Genomic DNA, 15760 nt, shown 5'->3' with positions numbered 1-15760 from the left:
CCCTTTAGTTTTCGCAATGATGCTTAAAAAGGATAGCAAAACCGTTTCATTTTGGATGTACTAAAAATGGTAAACACCGCACAATTTTCTCTCTGCACCCGGCACAAAAAATGCTGAGCGCAGAAAGAGTTAACCCAGGCGGGAGGTTCAGGCAGTTTTGCGTGCCAGCATTGTGGCAAAGCGCAGTTTAATTCGATTACCGTTTTCATCCGTACGATGAAGTTCACCCACGTCTTCGTTATATTTCAGCAGATCCCATCCGCTGTAATAGTTGCGCAATTCTCCGGTTTTAAACGCGAACGGGAACCCCACGGTACACGGAAAATCATCGGTATCCATCGCCGCGACGATTAAGTTATATCCGCCCGGTTTAGTGCACCGCTGCATATTTTCAATAAGGCCAGGGATAGTTTTGGCTTCAAGGAACATCAGCACAACGGTAGAAAGAATAAAATCATATTCGCCATCAAAGCGTAATGCGTTGAGATCCGCGACGTTCGCGTGCAGATTGGTCAGCCCTTCCGCCGCTTTGATACGCTCAAGGTTAGCGATGCTCATGGGGTTTTTATCCCATGCTGTCACGTCATAACCGTTTGCCGCAAGGTACAGGCTGTTACGACCGTTACCGCAGCCCAGGTCTAACGTTTTACCTGGCTTAACAATTTTTGCCGCTTCAACAACATCGGAATGCGTACGAGTTAAATCGTATTTCTCAGTAAAGTAGTTTTCGTCGCAAAGGGTCATTATTTATCCTCAGATTTCAGTAATGCAGCACGCTCCGTGCGGATGAGCAGTTTCCCCTGCATCAGCAATGCAAACGTACGTACCAGTAATAATGCAATGACAAAATTGGTAAAAATAAACAGTGGGATCGCCAGCGTATGAAAAAATCCTGACTCGCTACCGTGGCCCAGATGCAGCCCTGTTGTTGCCAGAGCCGACACGCCAAACGAGAAGCTCCAGAAAGACGCATTAAATGGCTGTGACAAATACCACGGCATGAGCCGTAGCATGAACAAAAGTTGCAGCAGACCATAGCCGAACAACATTTTGGCTAACGTATCGCCCTCGCCGCCGTTGACGCTAAGCCAGGCGCTGCAGGCGACCAGCGCAGGCGCCAGTTGAATGCCAAGTGAAGTACGTAACACCGCAGGCAACTCGCCGCAGCTACGTAAACGTTGCAGAATCACCGGCTCCAGGCTGAGCCAGGAAAAAACCCCGGCGCCTAAAAACACCAATCCTGCGTCGTTGAAACCCAGTGCGCCACAGGCCATTGCACTGATAAAGTTATTGGCGACGGTCGGCAGATACAGACCCGGCGTGGTGGCTTCCTCTGGATGCGATCCACGCCACAACCCTGCCGTTTGCCAGGCGGCGTAGGCCAGCTGTATCACCACGCCAATGCTGAACAACCCAATCGCCAGCGGTCGATACCACGGGACAAAACCAATCGCGACCAGCATCGTTGTGGCCGGAAACAGACTGACAAAACTGCTCATCACCGGGTGACGAATTTCCGCCAATACGCTATGCGGAAAACGCAGTAAACGGCTCAGAAAAGCCAGCGTCAGCAGCCCCCAAATGACCATTGCGAGGATCACTAAACCTTCGCCAATCAAGTGACTCACTGGCCACACCTGACTGGCATAACGCCACGCAAACCCCATCCCAATGATGCCCAGTACCATGCCAAAATAACCGGCCGGAAGATTGAGGACCCGCTCACTCTGTTTGTTCTTACTCATTTTGTTTATTTTTTAAAGTATATTTGAAATGCATTTTATGGAATTTCCGCTGATTTAGCCAGTGCGGAAAACTTTGCTACGTTTAACTAAGGTGCGCAACATGGAAATGAGCTATGACCAAATATCGTCTCAGCGATGAGTCTCGATCCTTTAGTTACCAGGATAATGGCAATAAAAAAAGCGTATTACTACGCCAAATCATTGCGCTCACTGATTTTAATGATGTCCAGGCCGGCACGCCCGGTGGCTGGATCGACAATGAAAGCGTGCTGTCACAAAGCGGTGATTGCTGGATTTACGATGAAAACGCGCTCGCATTTTCCGGCGCGACGATTACAGGAAACGCCCGCATTACTCAGGCAAGCGTGGTCAGAGATGGCGCGCAAATTAGCGATGACGTGTGGATTGACCAGGCTGAAATCAGTCATAATGCGCAAATACGTGACAACGTCACCATTCAGGGTTCTGTGGTTCGCGGCGAGTGCCTTCTCTTTGGTGATGCGCGCGTGGTGTGTGACTCTGAAATCATCGCCGCCAGGGGGCTAACCCGTGAAAACGACCAGTTCTTGCAAATTTATGATCGGGCTTTTGTCAGCCACTCACGAGTGGTGCATCAGGCGCAGATCTATGGCGATGCGAAAATCAACTATGCCTTTATTGAACATCGGGCGGAAGTTTTTGATTTCGCACAGGTGGAAGGTAATGAAGAGAACAATGTCTGGATTTGCGATTGCGCCAAAGTCTATGGATATGCGCGCGTCATCGCCGGGAGCGAAGAAGATGCCATACCTACCCTACGCTACAGCTCCCAGGTGGCGGAGCACGCGGTAGTTGAAGGTAACTGCGTGCTGAAACACCACGTGTTGGTCGGCGGTCATGCGCAATTACGCGGTGGACCGCTCCAGTTAGATGACCACATCCTGATTGAAGGCCACGTCTGTGTGCTGGGCGAAGTGCTGATCGAGCATCACATTGAGATAACCGGTCAGGCGCATATCCAGGCGTTTGATGGCGATGCCATTCACCTACGCGGACCGAAAGTGATTAACGGTGAACAGCGCATTACGCGCACGCCTATCGCAGGTTTATTCTGAAGAGCCATCAATGATGCGGGCGTAGAGATTCACATCATAGTAATCACCATTAAGGAATTCCGCCTGTTGCATACATCCTTCCAGTTGGAAGCCATTACGTAGCGCCACCTGGTTGCTCTCAACATTTTCTACGCGACATTTAATCACGAAGCGGCGAATCTCCTGACGCTGCGCATAATGATGAATTAAGGCTTGTAGCGCCTGGGACATGATGCCTTTACCCTGATGCTCCTCATCCAGCCAGTAGCCGATATAAGCCGCTTTGTTCAACGGTTCTATCTGGTTAAACGAGATAACCCCGACCACATTTTCTTGCGCAAAAATCAGGAACATTTTGGCGTAACCGCGCTGGTGCAACATCATATTGCCCTGCACATTCTTGCGGGTGTCCTCCTCAGAGGCAACAAACTGCGGCCAGTTCAGCGACTGCTGGAGCCAGCTTTTATTTTTAAGCACCAACTGATGCAGAGGCGTGACGTGTTGCTCTTCTACGGCACGCAGTTCCAGCGTGTCATTGATGGTAATCACTTCTGACATTTTCATTCCGTTATGATGGTTAAGCAGGCCACCCTGCTCAATCAAATAAAAACAGGAAGGGCTCCCTTTTGGAAGCCCTTTTACACAGCGAGCGCCGTTTTACTTAGCTCTCACTGACACTCTCTTTTTGCAATATTTTGAGCAGATCTTCCTTCAGGTGGAGTTTCTGTTTCTTAAGGCGAACAATGTCCAAACTATACCCCCGACCATCCGAACCTTCCAGTCTGGAGATCTCATGATCAAGGCTGTTGTGTTTTTCGAATAAGGACAGAAAGCGAGGGTTCTCGGATTTCAGTCGGGAAATAAGGTCTCTGTATTCTGGAAACATACTTTCTCCCTGTTAGTGGAAAAGAACGTGTATAAGAAATACACACCTCCAGAGTACCCACTTGACTTACAGAAAAATGCGAACGGGATCGAGTAAATAGTGTACAGAATGGTTGTGAAGAGGATTACAGATACGGCTCCCCATTCGGAGAGCCGTAAAGGGAGTGATTAACGCATCTCGCGGTCGTCAACGTACTGACGTTTATCCGGCGCTGGCGGGAAGTACTGATACAGCCAGGTTTCACTGATGGCGTCGCCCTGACAACGCAGGAACATACGCATATCTACCGGATCGGTTGAGTCAGAGGTCGGATACCAGTCAAACTGAATGCGATAACCGTCGATAGGTTCCACGTAAAGGATCTCAATCTGTTTCGCTTCACCGCTGGAGAGCGTAATCACCGGTTCAATACCCTTCGGCGCGGCGGCTTTTAGATCGCCACCGACGAAATCAACAGCAAAACGTCGCGCCCATTTTTCCGGGTAGTGCTCGCCCGGCGCCCATCCTTCCGGGAAGCCGCCCATGCCTGTTCGGGTCGCCATCACGCGAGCCAGCGGTGAACGCACCGGCGGCTGAGCACTCCAGTACAGGCGATATTTGAATTCCAGATCATCGCCCGCTTTGATCGACCTTTCAGGCTGCCAGAAGCAGACGACGTTATCCAGCGTTTCGCCGGTCGTCGGGATCTCCATCAGGCCGATAGTCCCCTTGCCCCACTGGTTACGCGGTTCGACCCACAGGCTCGGACGCTTGTTGTACCAGCCCATGATATCCTGGTAATGGGAGAAGTCGCGATCGAGCTGCAGCAAGCCAAACCCTTTCGGGTTGTTATCGGTATAGGCGTTGAACTGCAGTTTTTGCGGGTTATTCAGCGGGCGGCAGATCCACTCGCCATTGCCCCGCCACATCGCCAGACGGTCGGAATCATGAATTTGCGGGTGAATGGTGTCACACATCCGACGTTCGTTGTTGCCGCAGCTAAACATGCTGGTCATCGGAGCAATACCGAGCTGCTTGATGTCTTTGCGCGTATAGATGTGGTTTTGTACATCCATGATCACCTGCGTTTTCTCGCAGTGGATCACGAACTTAAATGCACCGGTTACGCTGGGGCTGTCGAGAAGCGCATACACGGTAAAGGAGGTTGCGCCCGGTTTGACCGTTTCAAACCAGAAAGAGGTGAAATCAGGAAACTCTTCTTTGCTGTCGGTGTAGGTATCTACCGCCAGACCGCGGGCCGATAAACCGTACTGATAGGTGTCATCCACGGCGCGGAAATAGCTGGCGCCCAGGAAAGAAACGATATCGCGACGGGCTAATTCTGGCGCTTTAAACACGCGGAACCCGGCGAACCCGAGGTCAGTCTGCCCTTCCAACTGTTTGGTATCCACACCCGCATCATTGTATTTAAACAGTTCCGGACGGAAGTGGATTTCGCGCGCCATATGCGTGCTGCCATCAACCGAGAACATGCGTACGCGGCGACGGAAGCCCATTCCCACGTGGAAGAACTGCGCATCAAGCTGACGATTTTCAACATTGTTCCACAGAGACTGCTCTGCGTCATATTGAATGCTGTTGTAGGCCTGCGGCGTCAGTTTGGCCAGCGTGTCAGGTAACGCGCGCGGTGCGCCGCCCCAGGGCTTCTGTGCTAAGTCATGGGCCATCGATTGCAGAACGGAAAAATCAAAACGTACGGTTTTTCCGTCTGCAATGTCAGACTCTGCCGCAAAGGCGGCGCTGGAAAAGAGTGATGCAATACCACTGGTTCCGCACACGGCGGCCATTGCCATTGAACCTTTAATAAATCGTCTGCGATTCATGCCTGAAAGTAAGTCCTTCTGGTCGTGTAAATGGTCCCGCGCCGGCCATAATCAGCGGCAAGAGAGTGCACATTTCTGACCGCTCACTCTAGACAAAATTCATTAATAATCCAATTGTTGGTCGCCGATTATCTGTACAAAATCGAAAATATTTTATGTCGATGGGAACAGACCGAATCCCATGTAAATTCAATTAAAGTAAACCACACCGCCGTTTACTGCGATCTTGCGCCTCCTGATACAACGCAAACTCATCATAAACCGCACAACCCAGCGCCTGTTCAAACGCGTCGCGGCTGGAATTACCGTGGCTACGGGCCTGAGTTTCATTCCCCAAATTAGACTGGAAAATCCCTGCGGCGCTCACCGGTAAAAAATCTTCGTAGGTAATGGGTTGAGCAACCAGCCAACCCCGCTCAATGAGCGGTTGCGGGTCGTCATCCGGGCGAATCGCCTGTCGATGCGCCTCGCCCGACGGCGTCAGCCGGTAGCGGAACCAGGCAAGCCCCTGCTGGCGCAGCAGAAATTCGCTGTCCGGGAATGCTTTGAACACCTCCTGCAAATGCAGCTGATGCGTCAGGTTGTCTTTTCCCGTTCCCGCTTTATTCAGCAATTCGTCGTACAATGCTCTGCCTTTCGGCGTCAGGGCCACGCCGCGCTGTTCGATTTCACCAAAACGCGCCGTGTGAGTGCCACGCATTTCACCGGCAAATAACACCGGCTCTTCCAGCGCTTTAAAACTGGTCTGGCGCAATAAAATGGGCACCTCGCGGCGCGGCGGCCCTTCAATCAGTATTTTGGGTTCAATGCCGCACTCCGGCATCATCGACTGAACCCGGTCGATATCCAGCGTACGCGGCGTCAGATGGTTGATATGACACCCAGGGAAACACACCACATCAGCAATCAGCCGGTGCTCATTGTGCAATGCGTGATAGGTCGCCTCATCGACCGTGGCATGCTGATGCCAGCGGAAAGTTTCCAGCGCTTCTTGCACAAACTCCTGCGCCTGCTCAGACGTAAAACTGCCCTGCACATCAAACTCATCCAATAGTTCGTGACAACGACGGGTGAAAATATCGCGTTTCGCGAGGATCTCCGCGGCTTTTTGCCGTAGCGCGGCGTTTTCGATTAATTCGAGCCGCAATAACGAGGTGAATACCCGAAACGGGTTGCGCGAAAGCGACGCATCGTCAATGGGACGAAACGCGGTGGAATGCACGGGAACACCGGCCTGGGAGAGATCGTAATAACTCACCGGATACATGCCCATAATGGCAAACATCCGGCGTAGCGTAGAAAGCTCCTGCGCAGTGCCCACCCGAATGGCGCCGTGGCGCTCAACGTTTAGCCGGGCCAGCTCATCTGCATTCGCCAGTTTTTCATGCAGCGTAGGATTATTTTCCAGTACCGCCAGATTCACATCAGCGACAAGTTCCAGCAACGTGCCATATTGCGGGACTTCCTGCTGGTACATTGCTGACATTGCCTGCGAAAATTGTTCCCGAATCTCATCTGCCGTGATGGTGTTCGCCATAATGTCATGCCTCCAGTGAATATTACCTGGAGTGTAGAAAACGCCGCTGACTCCGGTGGGAAGAATTTACAAAGTGTGACCCCGCGTAAATTTCCCACCCCTACAGACGGTGAACAGAACCTACTGGCGTGGTTTTAAATGACTTTCCAGCCAGGGCAACATCTGTTTTTTACGGCTGAGCATCCCCTCCACCTTACAGGGCTGCGGGATGTCTGACAGCGCTGAACCGGCAAACCACAGGCTGGTGTCGCCCAGATTAATATCGGTGAGCATCAGTACAACCAGCGCGGCATTCTTTTCCTCTGCATAGCGCGCCATTTCCAGACGGAGATCGTCCAGCACCGCATCCACCTGTTGCAGCGCATACAGTTCAAGCTGCGCCACACAAACAGAATGTCCATGAATGGTGAAGGTTTTAATGTCTTTCTGCAGAAGCTCGCGAGCGCTCATGCCTTCCACGCTTGTTTTAGCAGACAGCAGGTCGCGACTAAACGCCTCGAGATCCACACCGGTTTTTTGGGCCAGGGCCTCCACCGCCAGGCGATCGTCAGAGGTGGTCGTTGGTGAGCGAAGCGTGACAGTGTCACTCAATGCGGCACCCATCAATAAAACAGCCTCAGCGGCAGACAACTGGCTGCGCTCCTCTTCCGTCATCAGTTGCCATAACAGCGTCGCGCTACTGCCGACTGGCTTCACCCATACTTCAGGTGGCAGACGAGTGACTAATCCACCGAGTCGGTGATGATCGATAATTCCCACGACGTTACTTTCTGCCAGCGATGCCGGCCCCTGGGCAGGCTCGGTGAAATCGACCAGCCACACATCACGATCGGTCAGTTCAAACGTCAGCCGTTCGGGCATCGTCAGTCCTGCATGTTCAAAGATAAATTGCGTTTCGCGGTTAGGTTCGCCCAGACGCCATGCCGTCGCCTGCTGGCCACGTAAAGTAAGCCAACGCGCCGTCATGGCGGCGGTACAAATGGCATCACTATCGGGGTTAAGGTGCCCTATTACATCTATCATTAATCAGTACCTTGTGAAGAGAATGGTTCAAAAGCAAACAATAACGAAAGTATATCGACTGGACGGATTCTCTTCCATGATCCCACCACCCGGTGGCGCTGTACAAAACATAAGCAAAACAAATCAGTTGTAAGTAAAATAGGATAAATGTTAATAATATTTTGCTATCAAGTTATCAAAATCGAACAACTTCACTTGTCACCGATACGACTCTGTTTTTAACATCGCTTATGGAAAAAAATGTTCTGTTCAATCAGCGCATTCGCTTGCGCCACCTTCATACTTTTGTCGCCGTTGCACAGCAGGGAACGTTGGGCCGCGCGGCTGAGACCCTTAACCTGAGCCAACCAGCCCTCTCCAAAACGCTGAATGAACTGGAGCAACTGACCGGTACCCGGCTCTTTGAGCGTGGTCGCCTTGGCGCACAATTAACGCTGCCCGGAGAACAGTTTCTTACCCACGCAGTCAGAGTGCTGGATGCGCTCAACACCGCCGGACAAGCCTTAAACCAGCGCGAAGAGTCACAGACGGATGTCGTACGGATTGGCGCCTTACCCACCGCGGCCCTGGGTATTCTGCCGGCGGTCATTGGCCCGTTCCATAAGCAGCAAATGGAGACCACGCTGCAGGTTGCCACCATGAGTAATCCGATGATCCTGGCGGGTTTAAAGTCAGGGGAAATTGATCTCGGCATTGGCCGTATGGCCGATCCGGAATTGATGGTTGGTCTGAACTACGAGCTGTTATTTCTGGAATCGCTTAAACTGGTCGTGCGCCCTAACCACCCGTTGTTGCAGGAAACCATCACGCTGAGTCGGGTGATGGAGTGGCCGGTGGTGGTTTCACCAAAAGGAACCGCCCCTCGCCAGCACGCAGAGGCGTTGTTGCAAAGTCAGGGCTGCAAAATGCCGCCGGGCTGTATTGAAACGCTGTCAGCATCACTCTCCCGCCAACTGACGGTCGATTACGACTATGTGTGGTTTGTCCCTTCAGGCGCGGTTAGAGAAGATTTACGCCAGGCGACGCTGGTGTCGTTGCCGATACCCACCCACGGTGCGGGTGAACCCATCGGCATTCTTACCCGTGTCGATGTGCAACTCTCTCAGGCCGCGCAGATCCTGATCGCCGCAATACGCAAAACTGTACCGTTTTGATGCCAAAAATTAAGGGACCATCAGGTCCCTTAATTGATTTTATTGTTAAAACGTTTCCCAGTTATCGCCACTGGCAGTTGCCGCCTGCGGGCGTGAATGGTCAGGCTTTGTCGTCACAGGCGCGCGTTTAATAGCACTTGTCCCTGTTAAACGGAATGTGCCAACAGCTTCCGTTAAGCGCGCCGCCTGCTCTTCCAGCGATGCCGCAGCGGCAGAGGCTTCTTCAACCAGCGAGGCATTTTGCTGCGTTACCTTATCCATTTCTGAAATTGCCTGGCTCACCTGGACGATACCCCGGCTCTGCTCATCAGAGGCCGCTGCAATTTCCAGCATAATGTCGGTGACGCGTTTTACCGCATCGACAATATCCGTCATCGTATTGCCCGCAGCGACCACTTCTCCGGAGCCCTGGTCAATCAGTCGGACTGATTCGCTGATCAATCCTTCAATCTCTTTTGCCGCCTGAGCGCTGCGGCTTGCCAGCGTGCGCACCTCACTGGCAACCACGGCAAACCCACGGCCCTGCTCTCCTGCCCGCGCTGCTTCAACCGCTGCGTTCAGCGCCAGAATATTGGTCTGGAAAGCAATGCTGTTAATAACGGCTGTGATTTCGGAGATTTTCTTCGAACTCGTTGAGATATTGCCCATGGTTTTGACCACGCCAGAAACCATCTGACCGCCCCGACTGGCCTTACCGGAGGCATCTTCTGCCAGCTTGCTCGCATGATGCGCGTTATCGGCGTTTTGCTTCACCGTCGCAGTCAACTCTTCCATGCTGGCCGCCGTTTGTTCAATCGCCGCAGCCTGTTGTTCGGTACGTGAAGACAGATCGGTGTTCCCCGCCGAAATCTCACTGGTACCGCGATAAATCTCTTCCGCGCCCTGACGCACCGTGCCTACCGTTGTCCCCAGCGAACGTTGCATTGTTTGCAGATGGCGGCTCAGGCGACCAATTTCGCTGCGCCCGGTCGGTTCCTCCGGCATGGTGAGATCCCCCGCTGAAATTTGCTCAATACGCTGGGCGGCACGCAACAGAGGATGAATGACGGTACGACGCAGAACAATGAACGTCATCACGGTCAGCGCCAGCGCAAGAACAAATGCGCCCAGCATAAAAGCCATACCAAGCTGTGTACGCTGATGCGCCTGTTCGCTTAACTGATTCGCCCTGGTGGTACGAATGTCGATCGCCTTTAACAGCACCTTGTTGTAAGCAGAGTCCAGCGGTCTGGCCTGTTCATTTTCATGGTTGATGATCGCTTCAAACATGCCGTTTTTAGCGTACTTCAGCATCGGCTGTAAGCCGTCGGTATAGGCTTTGAAGCTGGCGCTCAGTTCAGCGTCTAACGCTTCATCGGCAGGCGTTTTTACCGCGCGTGACATATAAGCATTGAAACCGTCCTGCGATTGCTTAATCCGTTTTTCTGCCTCGGCGATATTGGCCTTCATGTCATCCATTTCGGCAATACGGCTCGCCGCGCCGGCGTGGATCATGTTGATACGCGCGGTACGCAAGTGGTTAGAGCTGTTAGATAACCCCATCCTGACCTGAATCTCATCGGTTACGTCGCGCTGATCGCGATCGGCCTGCATAAGAAAATAGCTTGCCAGCCCGGAACTTAAGGCGAACAGCAGAAGGATGCCACCGAGAATGGAGGAAAACAGCGGAACCAGCCGGATTTGATGCAGAAAGCCCAGTTTATGCTGGGCTTGCATCGATGTAGTGTTGTCCATGACCGTCGACTCTCTTGTAGGGTTTATGCGTGAAAACACGCCCGTTAGATAGTCATCGGCAATCCGGGAAGTTTACTTACCGTGAAAAGCGCCGGATTCGTCACACTTTCACAACATAATTCTAAAAAATTCAGGAAAGTGCCAGCGGAGAAATCCGCTGGCCAATGAATCAGTTATCACCAAAGTGGATAACGGTACGGATGGATTTACCCTGATGCATTAAATCGAACGCGTCGTTAATCTGCTCCAGCGGTAAACGGTGGGTAATAAACGGATCCAACTGAATTTTCCCGCTCATCGCATCTTCAACCATACCAGGAAGCTGAGTACGCCCCTTCACGCCGCCAAACGCGGAACCGCGCCAGACACGCCCGGTAACTAACTGGAACGGACGTGTTTTGATCTCTTGCCCGGCTCCTGCCACGCCAATAATGATGCTTTCGCCCCATCCTTTATGGCAGCATTCCAGCGCCGCGCGCATCACGTTAACGTTACCGATACATTCGAAACTAAAGTCCACGCCGCCATCGGTAAGCTCGACAATCACATCCTGAATCGGTTTGTCGTAATCCTTCGGATTGATGAAATCGGTCGCGCCCATTTCACCTGCCAGCGTAAATTTTTCCGGATTGGTATCAACGGCCAGAATACGCCCGGCTTTCGCCTGCGCCGCGCCCTGAATCACCGCCAGGCCAATGCCGCCCAGACCAAATACGGCGACGGTATCGCCTTCTTTCACTTTTGCGGTGTTATGGACCGCTCCGATACCGGTGGTCACGCCACACCCCAGCAGACACACTTTGTCCAGCGGAGCCTGCGGGTTAACCTTCGCCAGAGAGATCTCCGCGCAAACGGTGTATTCGCTGAAGGTGCTGGTGCCCATATAGTGATAAATCGGCTCGCCGTTATACGAGAAACGGGTGGTGCCATCCGGCATCAGACCTTTGCCCTGGGTCGCACGTACGGCCTGACACAGGTTAGTTTTACCCGATTTACAGAACTTACACTCGCCACATTCTGCGGTGTATAGCGGGATCACATGATCGCCCGGTTTCAGGCTGGTAACGCCTTCACCCACTTCAACCACAATGCCGCCACCTTCATGGCCGAGCACCGCCGGGAAAACCCCTTCCGGATCGTCGCCTGAGAGCGTAAAAGCATCAGTATGGCACACGCCTGTGTGGGTAATTTTAACCAGCACTTCACCTTTCTTTGGCGGTGCGACATCGATTTCGACAATTTTTAACGGTTGGCCGGGGCCGAATGCAACTGCTGCACGTGATTTCATTTGTCTCTTCCCATTATTGCGAGGTGATGGTGTTATTTTAGATAAGCACGCAGAAGATGGCCGATTTCAGCCATGCGCACGGCACGCTGGTCTGGGGTTGTTTCCCCGCTGACCAGTTCGTCTTTCAGGTGGATCTCAACCATTTCGCCCATCAGGCCATTGGATGCGCCGCGCACGGCGGCAATTTGTTGCAGGATAGCCAAACACGGCTCGCCGGACTCCAGCGCGCGCTCAAGCGCATCAACCTGACCGCGAATACGGCGTACACGGGTGAGAATGCGTTTTTTATCTTCGGGTGAATGCGGCATACGCCCTCCAAATACTATAGGGGGGTATACTATCAGTATTTTTAACTAATTGTAAAATAAATAACTTGTTATTATTTAATACGTTGTACAAACAGCACATTTAGACATATGTGGACATATCACCGTGTAAAGCGGTTTTAGAGCTACAACACCGAGCGCTTTGTCGATGTATTCTGCATCGCTGAACAGTCCGGATTTTTTCTGGAGCAGCGTAACTGGATTGTCACTCGCAAAGAACAGGCAATTGAAAGACTCATGTAATTATGATCAATACGAATACCCCCGACTACAAACCGGGGATTTCTATTTTTTAATACGCTATATATAATAATTAGTTACTTATTCCGTAATTGCACACTCTGGCACGCGAATTTCCTTAATGAGCCTGGAAAAACTTTTTAACGAACACATTCCCTGACTATTTTTCTCTTCACATGCAATTAATTTTAAATCAACTTTGCCGGCAGGTTTTTCTAACGACAACGGTTGTATATCCCTCATATCTCTCAGCGTCTGATAAACAAATGAAACCTGAACCCAATCCGTATTATCACTGGTTCTTTTCCACTTTTCGAATACAAGCTCCCCACCAGGAGGGGTATTATCGGGTTGACCGGGTAGCGACCAGTTAAGATCTAAAGCCCCGCTTAAATTTGCAAGATTGGTATCATGACCAGCAATAAACAACAGAGATACGGGTAATTTTATGCCATACCTGTTTTCTGTTGTACCATTTGTCAATAATGCAGTGTCTATCATATCGAGTAATGGTGTGGCTCTACTACGGGCAACTTCTGGAGTTCTTTGCAAAAGATCAAACTGAGCGTTATGCAGACTTAACAAATCTCTCCATTCTTTTTCTCCCGTAATACGCCCCCAGGCTACCTGTGGCATTCCCTGGGCCTCTTGCAACAGAAATATCTCAGTCAGCGTGGAAGAAAGACTCCAGGCACCAGGTAATGATACATTGTCAGGAGTTACCTTAAGTTCAGACGGTAAAGCCTCTGGTAATGTGCATTTCGTAGACTTTTCTGTAGTCTTACATGTCTCCGATTGTGAGAAATTTAAAACATTTTCCAGGGTCCGAAATGAAGATTGATAGCGTTGGGTATACAGTTCAATATTTCCTCCGGCCCGTTCCAGAATAGAGTTTTTAACCTTCAATGTGTTAAACGAACATGTCCCCATTTTTACTGGATTAAAAAGAGGATCAGTTTTTTCTTCATCCTTCTGATAATGCACTTGAATTTGACATTTTGGTGCTAACCCAGCCAGAAACGCCTCACCCGTTTTACGGGTGCGTTGATCCGTGTCTGCAATAACAGCAACCTGCCCTGGAGATGGGCACGTTTGATTATTCAACAGACCTTTGCTCGTGAACCATAAACGTTGATACTGACCTAATTCAGAAACAAGTTCTCCCCCACGAGGCGTTAGCCATCCTAACGGCACATCCCATTGTGGCCATTGATCGGGTGTGACATCTTTCATTATTGGAGTGAACTTCGTAGGTGCTCTTACTCCATGACGACTCACTATCACAACCCGCTCAAGTTTCATACCGTTCTGCTCTTCAGCATGTATTGAGAAAGAACCGCATAAGAGAGAAAAAAATAATAAACGAATGATGAATGTACTCATTACCAGCACCACCTTTTCGTAAGTGAAAAACAATCAACTCGTATAAGCCAGTTCGATACCTGGTTCTATCAGATAGAAATAATCCTACTCCTGAGTTCACAACAATCCAACTTTTTGAATATCAACTTTGTATCTTATCGAAGTATTAAAGGAGCGCTAATTTAGCCGCGCTGGAAAGGTATCCAAGGTTATGTAATCGTTGGCAATTTACAACGTCCTGTCATTGAAAGGATAATTGATCCGGTATAAATAAGGTGGGCGGAAGCCTTGTTTGGCTATCAATTTACCCGCAGCAAATCACTGTATCTCGTTGTATAACGTGGTGAAAGCATGTCTCGCTTCATCGCCCACGGCTGCTGTATCCCTTGCCCGGCAAAGTAGAGCGTTCCTTTCCCCTTTTCAGCATTAAGAGTATCCAGTAGGTCCATCAATTTATCGCTGTTACGCCGCGGGGCGTTATTATCAAAAAGATTCAGCTGTGCAACGCCAGAGCTAAAAAAATCCCCCAGCATAACGCCCGCTTTTTGATAACGTAGCCCCTCTCGCCAAACGGCGTCCAGGCTGCGCGTGGCTGCTGTAATAATGTCCCGGCTATCCTGAGTTGGCGTCAGCAGTTTTATCGATGCGCTGTTACCGTAATAAGGTTCATTCAGGGCAAACGGACTGGTTTTGATAAACGTAGAGATAAACCGGCAGTACTGGTGTTCTCTGCGCAGCTTTTCCGCAGCACGTGAAGCATAGGTGCAAATGGCCTCTCTCATGGCGTTGTAATCCGTGAGTTTTTCACCAAACGATCTTGAGCAGATAATTTCCTGCTTATCCGGCGCAAACTCTTCCAGCGCCAGACAAGGCTCACCGCGCAATTCCCGGACGGTTCGCTCAAGCACGACGCTGAAATGTTTACGAATGAAGCGAATATCGGTATCCGCGAGGTCGAGAACCGTTTTAATGCCCATAACGTCCAGTTTTTTGCCGATACGGCGTCCGATGCCCCAGACTTCATCAACCGGGAGTGCTGCCATCAGCTTACGCTGGCGTTCAATATTTGAGAGATCCACGACTCCGCCCGTCTGTTCCTGCCACTTTTTGGCCGCATGGTTCGCCAGTTTGGCCAGGGTTTTGGTCTGAGCAATGCCGACCCCAACCGTGAGACGTGTTTTCTGCAAAATGGTTGCTCTGATTTCCTGACCAAAATCCGTAAGATCCCTGCAGTTTCGCACGCCCGTTATATCACAAAAGGCTTCATCAATACTGTATATCTCCACGCGTGGCGATAACTCCTCCAGAATCGACATCACCCTGCTGCTCATATCCGCATACAGTTCGTAGTTCGAACTAAAACAGAACACGCCATAGCGCCTGAACAGATCTTTCTGTTTGAAGTACGGAGCGCCCATATTAACGCCAAGCGCCTTTGCCTCTACGCTACTGGCAATAACGCAGCCATCGTTATTTGAAAGAACGACAACGGGCTTCCCTTTCAGATCAGGCCGGAATGCCGACTCACAGCTGGCATAAAACGCGTTAACATCCACCAGTGCAAACATC

14 protein-coding genes are annotated in these 15760 nt (G+C 51.0%); 2 read left to right on the top strand and 12 right to left on the bottom strand.

Translation table 11 applies throughout. From position 1 onward, the window contains the following. Positions 1 to 147: 147 nt before the first annotated feature. Positions 148 to 744 carry a tellurite resistance methyltransferase TehB gene (gene tehB, locus HV345_RS11780; protein ID WP_016156592.1) on the bottom strand — a complete coding sequence of 199 codons (597 nt, stop codon included), beginning with the start codon at positions 742 to 744 and terminating at the stop codon, positions 148 to 150. After that, positions 744 to 1745 (bottom strand): dicarboxylate transporter/tellurite-resistance protein TehA, encoded by a 1002-nt coding sequence (gene tehA, locus HV345_RS11775; protein WP_181636660.1) that lies wholly within the window; start codon positions 1743 to 1745, stop codon positions 744 to 746. Before tehA ends, tehB begins: the two co-directional genes overlap by 1 nt. Before the next feature lie 113 nt (positions 1746 to 1858). On the opposite strand from tehA, the gene ydcK reads away from it, so the two are divergent. Next, positions 1859 to 2839 carry a YdcK family protein gene (gene ydcK, locus HV345_RS11770; protein ID WP_181636659.1) on the top strand — a complete coding sequence of 327 codons (981 nt, stop codon included), beginning with the start codon at positions 1859 to 1861 and terminating at the stop codon, positions 2837 to 2839. Here ydcK and rimL read toward each other — a convergent pair. From rimL to HV345_RS11745, 5 genes are all read right to left on the bottom strand, one after another. Then, positions 2831 to 3376, bottom strand: coding sequence for a 50S ribosomal protein L7/L12-serine acetyltransferase (rimL, locus tag HV345_RS11765; protein ID WP_016156595.1), 546 nt, complete (start codon positions 3374 to 3376; stop codon positions 2831 to 2833). The genes ydcK and rimL overlap by 9 nt on opposite strands. A gap of 103 nt (positions 3377 to 3479) precedes the next feature. Next, positions 3480 to 3704, bottom strand: coding sequence for a YdcH family protein (locus tag HV345_RS11760; protein WP_003833168.1), 225 nt, complete (start codon positions 3702 to 3704; stop codon positions 3480 to 3482). Positions 3705 to 3871: 167 nt separating this feature from the next. After that, on the bottom strand, positions 3872 to 5527 hold the full coding sequence (locus HV345_RS11755; RefSeq protein ID WP_181636658.1) for a glucan biosynthesis protein D: 1656 nt from the start codon (positions 5525 to 5527) through the stop codon (positions 3872 to 3874). 193 nt (positions 5528 to 5720) lie between these two features. After that, the gene (locus HV345_RS11750) at positions 5721 to 7064 is read right to left on the bottom strand and encodes a VOC family protein (protein WP_053389633.1); all 1344 of its coding nucleotides are present in this window, start codon (positions 7062 to 7064) and stop codon (positions 5721 to 5723) included. A 120-nt stretch (positions 7065 to 7184) separates the two neighbouring features. Continuing rightward, a complete protein-coding gene (locus HV345_RS11745) occupies positions 7185 to 8087 on the bottom strand; it encodes a manganese-dependent inorganic pyrophosphatase (RefSeq protein WP_181636657.1) in 903 nt (300 codons plus the stop codon). A gap of 230 nt (positions 8088 to 8317) precedes the next feature. Here HV345_RS11745 and pcaQ point away from each other — a divergent pair, with 230 nt between their 5' ends. Next, positions 8318 to 9241, top strand: coding sequence for a pca operon transcription factor PcaQ (gene pcaQ / locus HV345_RS11740; protein WP_003020288.1), 924 nt, complete (start codon positions 8318 to 8320; stop codon positions 9239 to 9241). 45 nt (positions 9242 to 9286) lie between these two features. Here pcaQ and HV345_RS11735 read toward each other — a convergent pair whose 3' ends face one another. From HV345_RS11735 to HV345_RS11715, 5 genes are all read right to left on the bottom strand, one after another. Next, positions 9287 to 10975: a methyl-accepting chemotaxis protein gene (locus tag HV345_RS11735; protein WP_065554424.1), complete on the bottom strand. Its 1689-nt coding sequence runs from the start codon at positions 10973 to 10975 to the stop codon at positions 9287 to 9289. A gap of 169 nt (positions 10976 to 11144) precedes the next feature. Further along, complete coding sequence (locus tag HV345_RS11730) at positions 11145 to 12263, bottom strand: S-(hydroxymethyl)glutathione dehydrogenase/class III alcohol dehydrogenase (protein ID WP_016153173.1); 1119 nt, start codon at positions 12261 to 12263, stop codon at positions 11145 to 11147. Positions 12264 to 12295: 32 nt separating this feature from the next. After that, positions 12296 to 12571: a metal/formaldehyde-sensitive transcriptional repressor gene (locus tag HV345_RS11725; RefSeq protein WP_003833178.1), complete on the bottom strand. Its 276-nt coding sequence runs from the start codon at positions 12569 to 12571 to the stop codon at positions 12296 to 12298. A 339-nt stretch (positions 12572 to 12910) separates the two neighbouring features. Continuing rightward, on the bottom strand, positions 12911 to 14212 hold the full coding sequence (locus tag HV345_RS11720) for an AppA family phytase/histidine-type acid phosphatase (protein ID WP_181636656.1): 1302 nt from the start codon (positions 14210 to 14212) through the stop codon (positions 12911 to 12913). Between the two features lie 278 nt (positions 14213 to 14490). Next, the gene (locus HV345_RS11715; protein WP_181636698.1) at positions 14491 to 15759 is read right to left on the bottom strand and encodes a Y-family DNA polymerase; all 1269 of its coding nucleotides are present in this window, start codon (positions 15757 to 15759) and stop codon (positions 14491 to 14493) included. Position 15760: the final 1 nt, after the last annotated feature.

The organism is Citrobacter sp. RHBSTW-00986 (genome assembly GCF_013783065.1).
In the GTDB taxonomy this organism is placed as follows: Bacteria; Pseudomonadota; Gammaproteobacteria; order Enterobacterales; family Enterobacteriaceae; genus Citrobacter; species Citrobacter braakii.
This window is presented reverse-complemented; position numbering and strand designations above follow the sequence as displayed.

Bases quoted from the DNA above. Each gene is read 5' to 3' on its own strand.
- tehB (WP_016156592.1), bottom strand. From the start codon at position 744: ATGACCCTTTGCGACGAAAACTACTTTACTGAGAAATACGATTTAACT.
- tehA (WP_181636660.1), bottom strand. From the start codon at position 1,745: ATGAGTAAGAACAAACAGAGTGAGCGGGTCCTCAATCTTCCGGCCGGT.
- ydcK (WP_181636659.1), top strand. From the start codon at position 1,859: ATGACCAAATATCGTCTCAGCGATGAGTCTCGATCCTTTAGTTACCAG.
- rimL (WP_016156595.1), bottom strand. From the start codon at position 3,376: ATGTCAGAAGTGATTACCATCAATGACACGCTGGAACTGCGTGCCGTA.
- HV345_RS11760 (WP_003833168.1), bottom strand. From the start codon at position 3,704: ATGTTTCCAGAATACAGAGACCTTATTTCCCGACTGAAATCCGAGAAC.
- HV345_RS11755 (WP_181636658.1), bottom strand. From the start codon at position 5,527: ATGAATCGCAGACGATTTATTAAAGGTTCAATGGCAATGGCCGCCGTG.
- HV345_RS11750 (WP_053389633.1), bottom strand. From the start codon at position 7,064: ATGGCGAACACCATCACGGCAGATGAGATTCGGGAACAATTTTCGCAG.
- HV345_RS11745 (WP_181636657.1), bottom strand. From the start codon at position 8,087: ATGATAGATGTAATAGGGCACCTTAACCCCGATAGTGATGCCATTTGT.
- pcaQ (WP_003020288.1), top strand. From the start codon at position 8,318: ATGGAAAAAAATGTTCTGTTCAATCAGCGCATTCGCTTGCGCCACCTT.
- HV345_RS11735 (WP_065554424.1), bottom strand. From the start codon at position 10,975: ATGGACAACACTACATCGATGCAAGCCCAGCATAAACTGGGCTTTCTG.
- HV345_RS11730 (WP_016153173.1), bottom strand. From the start codon at position 12,263: ATGAAATCACGTGCAGCAGTTGCATTCGGCCCCGGCCAACCGTTAAAA.
- HV345_RS11725 (WP_003833178.1), bottom strand. From the start codon at position 12,571: ATGCCGCATTCACCCGAAGATAAAAAACGCATTCTCACCCGTGTACGC.
- HV345_RS11720 (WP_181636656.1), bottom strand. From the start codon at position 14,212: ATGAGTACATTCATCATTCGTTTATTATTTTTTTCTCTCTTATGCGGT.
- HV345_RS11715 (WP_181636698.1), bottom strand. From the start codon at position 15,759: ATGTTTGCACTGGTGGATGTTAACGCGTTTTATGCCAGCTGTGAGTCG.